The sequence below is a fragment of the Arthrobacter sp. AL05 genome (assembly GCF_029960715.1).
Classification (GTDB): domain Bacteria; phylum Actinomycetota; class Actinomycetes; order Actinomycetales; family Micrococcaceae; genus Arthrobacter.
This window is the reverse complement of the sequence record NZ_JASBRC010000039.1, coordinates 1-3,684: the sequence shown is the minus strand read 5'-3', so window position 1 is coordinate 3,684 and position 3,684 is coordinate 1. Positions and strand designations below refer to the sequence as shown.

The following is a 3,684-nucleotide window of genomic DNA, read 5'->3' as shown; positions in this document are numbered from 1 at the left end:
CGACGTCATCTACGCCATGCTCAAACACGGCACCTTCTACGAAGAGAAACCCGCCCCGGCCGCTTGACTAAAAGCATAGGGACACCCCCCGGCTGACCAGCTCGACACAGTCCTGCGGGCGAAACACGCACGCACTGAGCCCCGGCACACCCCCGCGGCGCCCGTTCCCGTACATGCCGCGTTCACCAACAGCCCCTAGGCTCGGCAGGGTGCAAGAAATCACGGAAAACGCGGAATTCCCCGCCGACGTTCCCGCTTCAGACTGGTCCGGCCTGCGGACCGGCCAGACGGTGACCATCACCGAACAAGGACACCCCGCCAGCAACGGAACCATCGACGCCATCACCCCGGATGCATCCATCCTCTGGGTCCGGCTGCCTGGCCCTTCACCGCGGCGCCTGTTCCTGTGCACCGACCCGGTGACCATCCACCCCTCGCACTAAGAGCATCTCCGGCGTCAACCGCCCGGGGTTCAGGGGTCGCCGTAGTACTCGCCGAAAACCGGGCGGATATGAGGCTAACCCAGTAGCGCGAAGTCTGTCCTCTGAGCGCCATCCTGTCGAACCTGCGGTGGTTCAGTTTCGCGAGCAAGGCCAAAACGGGACTGCCCCGGCTTTTGTTGACTCGGTGACCTGCCCCAGGGATTGGTTACCCGAAATGGTTTGAGTTTTTTGGCTCTCGCTGAGAGGCTTCCGACATGCCAAGACCCTATCCACCGGAGTTCCGCGCACGGGCAGTCGCCCTGGTCCGGGCCGGCAACCCCATTAGCCAAGTGGCCGCCGAGCTGGGTATCAGCGAGGGCGGCCTCCACAACTGGGTCCGTCAGGACCAGATCGACCGCGGCGAACGCCCGGGGCTGACGACGCCCGAGAGCACCGAACTGGCCAAAGCCCGGAAGCGGATCCGTCAGCTGGAAACGGAAGTGGAGATCCTCAAGCGTGCAGCGAAGCTGCTCGTTGAGGGCCGGCCGGACCCAAAAGGATCCACCCGGTGATCGGAGAACTTACCGGTGCCGGGTTCCCCACGAAGGTCTGTTGCCGGCTGCTGGGGGTAAGCAGCCCGGGCTACTACAAGTAACGGAAGAGGCCGATGTCACCGACCAGGATGCGCCGGCAATGGCTGACCGGGCTCACCCGGGCGGTCCATGCCGAAAGCCGAGGAACTTACGGGTCCCGCCGGATCCATGCCGAACTGACACGGGGCATGAACGTCACCGTCAGCGAGCATCTGGTCGCGGAGCTGATGAGCCTGGCCGGAATTGCCGGCCTTCCCGGGCCGGCCAAGGTCAAACGCCTGCGAGGCATCGCCACCAGCTTTTGCCTCGTGCACCGCAAATTCTTTGCGTCTGTCGCCGAACGAGCTCTGGGTCACGGACATCACCGAGCATCCCACCAGGGAGGGCAAGGTCTACTGCTGCGCCGTGATGGACACCAACAGCTGCCGGATCGTGGGCTGGTCGATCGACAGCAACCAGGACTCCGCCCTGGTCGTTAACGCCCTGGACATGGCCATGAGAAACCGCCGGCCCGTCCCGGGCGGGATCGTCCATGCCGACCACGGCGTCCAGTTCACCTCCTGGGCCTTCACCAACAAGATCCGCTCGGCCGGCCTGATGCCCTCGTTCGGGACGATCGGGGACGGCTATGACAACGCGATGATGGAATCCTTTTGGTCCAGCATGCAGATCGAGCTCTTGAACAGGAAACGCTGGAAGACCCGCACCGATCTGGCCAACGCGATCTTCGCGCTCCTTTCGAGATTTTCTACAACCGCCAGCGCCGCCATTCCGGACTGGACTATCGGACTCCGATCGAGCACGAGCTACACTGCCAGCACCCATCCCAAACAGCCTGAGACTCATTCTTCACGGGGTAACCAATCCCTGCGGCAGGTCAAGCTGTCAACTAAACCTTCAGCAGTCCCTATATTCTGGTGCCATGCCCCGATCAACTGTCACCGATCCTGCTGCACCGAAGCCGGTGGGGCCATATTCTCACGCCGCGTCCGGACCGGGGGATTTGCTCTATGTCTCTGGCCAGACCCCCATTGATCCGGCGACGGAGGCACTCATCCATGGAGGAATCGACGCCCAGACCGAGCGTGTGTTCGCCAACCTAGCGTCGGTGCTCGCGGCCGCGAATCGCAGCTTTGCGGACGTAGTGAAGGTCAATGTCTACCTGATTGACATGGCCGATTTTGCCTCGATGAACAGTGTCTACGCGAGGGTCTTTTCTGAGCCGTACCCGGCCCGAACCACCGTCGCAGTCGCCGGGCTCCCACTTGGAGCCCGAGTCGAAATCGAGGTCGTCGCGGCATCTAGGGAAGCCGACTAAGACTCGACGGGTCGCCGTTGGCTGGGCACGTCGGACTTCTTGAGCCCGAGGCTTGGAAGTAGCGCACACGCTGATCCGTACGAGGCGTCCACGGCACTTGACCGTCGTCAGTCTTGCGCGGTGGCTGCCTCTCCCATCCGGGTCAGGGCGAGAGTGAGGATGGCGCTTGAGGTCGCGAAGTTGAGACGCACATACCCGTCTCCTCCGGAACCGAAAATGTGCCCGGAGTTGAGCGCGACCCGCGCCTTGTCGTGGAACAGTTTCGCAGGCCCGTCGACGTCGGTGGCGACCCCGAACGTCGTGCTCGCCGCGGTGATGCGTGGAATGGCGAGCTGCCCGCAATTGAGCCAGGCCAGATAGGTGCCCTACGGTGGGATCCACGGCAGCTGAGGCACCAGAAAAAGCAGACCCGACCATCGTGGAGCCAGTAAAGAACGAGCCATCGGACCAAGGGCCGTTCTGCGATTTGACGAACACCGCAGCCAGAATCACCGCCTCGTCAGCGGCCGTCGAGTGCCCGCCAAGCGATCGTCGATCGGGCAGACCCGCACAACGGGTTGCCGAGTAGAATCCGGGGATACCCGTCGCGTACTTCTCGTTCCTAGCCATCGCCGTCGTCCTGACCGTGATCCCGGGCCGGCGATCGTGCTCATCATGAAGAACGCCGTCATCCGCGGCAGACGAGGAGCACTCATCACGGCGGCCGGAGTGTTTTCGAGCGACCTCGTATGGGTGACGGCCTCGATCGCCGGCCTGACCGCGTTGCTGGTCGCCTACCGTCCGGCCTTCGAGGCGCTTCGGTTCCTCGCGGCGGCGTACCTGATCTACCTCGGGCTCCGACTCCTCCTCAGCCGCGGACACGGCGTGGCCGATGACGAGACGGCGACGCTCGACGCGCGGGGCCCGGCACGGCGGGGATATGCCGAAGGAGCGCTGTCCGAGCTGTCAAATCCGAAAACGCTCCTCATCTTCACGACGGTCATCCCACCGTTCCTCCCGATTCACCCAACCCCCTTGGGTGTAGCCGTCTACGGGCTCACATTCGCCGTGGTCGGATTCGCGTCGAGCATCGCCTACGCACTCGTGTTCAGCGCCTCGCGACCACTCGTCAAAGGCCCCCGGGTCAAGAACCTGCTCTTCCGCGGCAGCGGAGGAGTGCTGACAGCTTTCGGCGTCGGCCTCGCCGTCGAAGGCGCACGGGAACTCTGATGCCAAGCCGTGGTCACACCGTGACGGTCACGCCATCCTGCCCTCCCACAGGAACTGGTCCGGCTGCGCCGCTACGGACTGATCATCGTCGATCTATGCCGAGCCCGTGACTATGCCGAGGCATTCGGTGGTGGCCGGTAAA

The 3,684-nt window shown here is 63.7% G+C and carries 3 protein-coding genes and 1 pseudogene; all 4 read left to right on the top strand.

The window, feature by feature from the left end:
- Positions 1–209 precede the first annotated feature (209 nt).
- The 4 genes and pseudogenes from QK287_RS18255 to QK287_RS18240 all read left to right on the top strand — a co-directional run bounded on the left by QK287_RS18255 (position 210) and on the right by QK287_RS18240 (position 3,542).
- Positions 210–443, top strand: coding sequence for a hypothetical protein (locus QK287_RS18255; protein ID WP_282361113.1), 234 nt, complete (start codon positions 210–212; stop codon positions 441–443).
- 254 nt (positions 444–697) lie between these two features.
- Positions 698–1,854 (top strand): annotated as a pseudogene (locus QK287_RS18250) (IS3 family transposase).
- 83 nt (positions 1,855–1,937) lie between these two features.
- On the top strand, positions 1,938–2,333 hold the full coding sequence (locus QK287_RS18245; protein WP_226773785.1) for a Rid family detoxifying hydrolase: 396 nt from the start codon (positions 1,938–1,940) through the stop codon (positions 2,331–2,333).
- Between the two features lie 513 nt (positions 2,334–2,846).
- A complete protein-coding gene (locus tag QK287_RS18240; protein ID WP_282361112.1) occupies positions 2,847–3,542 on the top strand; it encodes a LysE family translocator in 696 nt (231 codons plus the stop codon).
- Positions 3,543–3,684 lie beyond the last annotated feature (142 nt).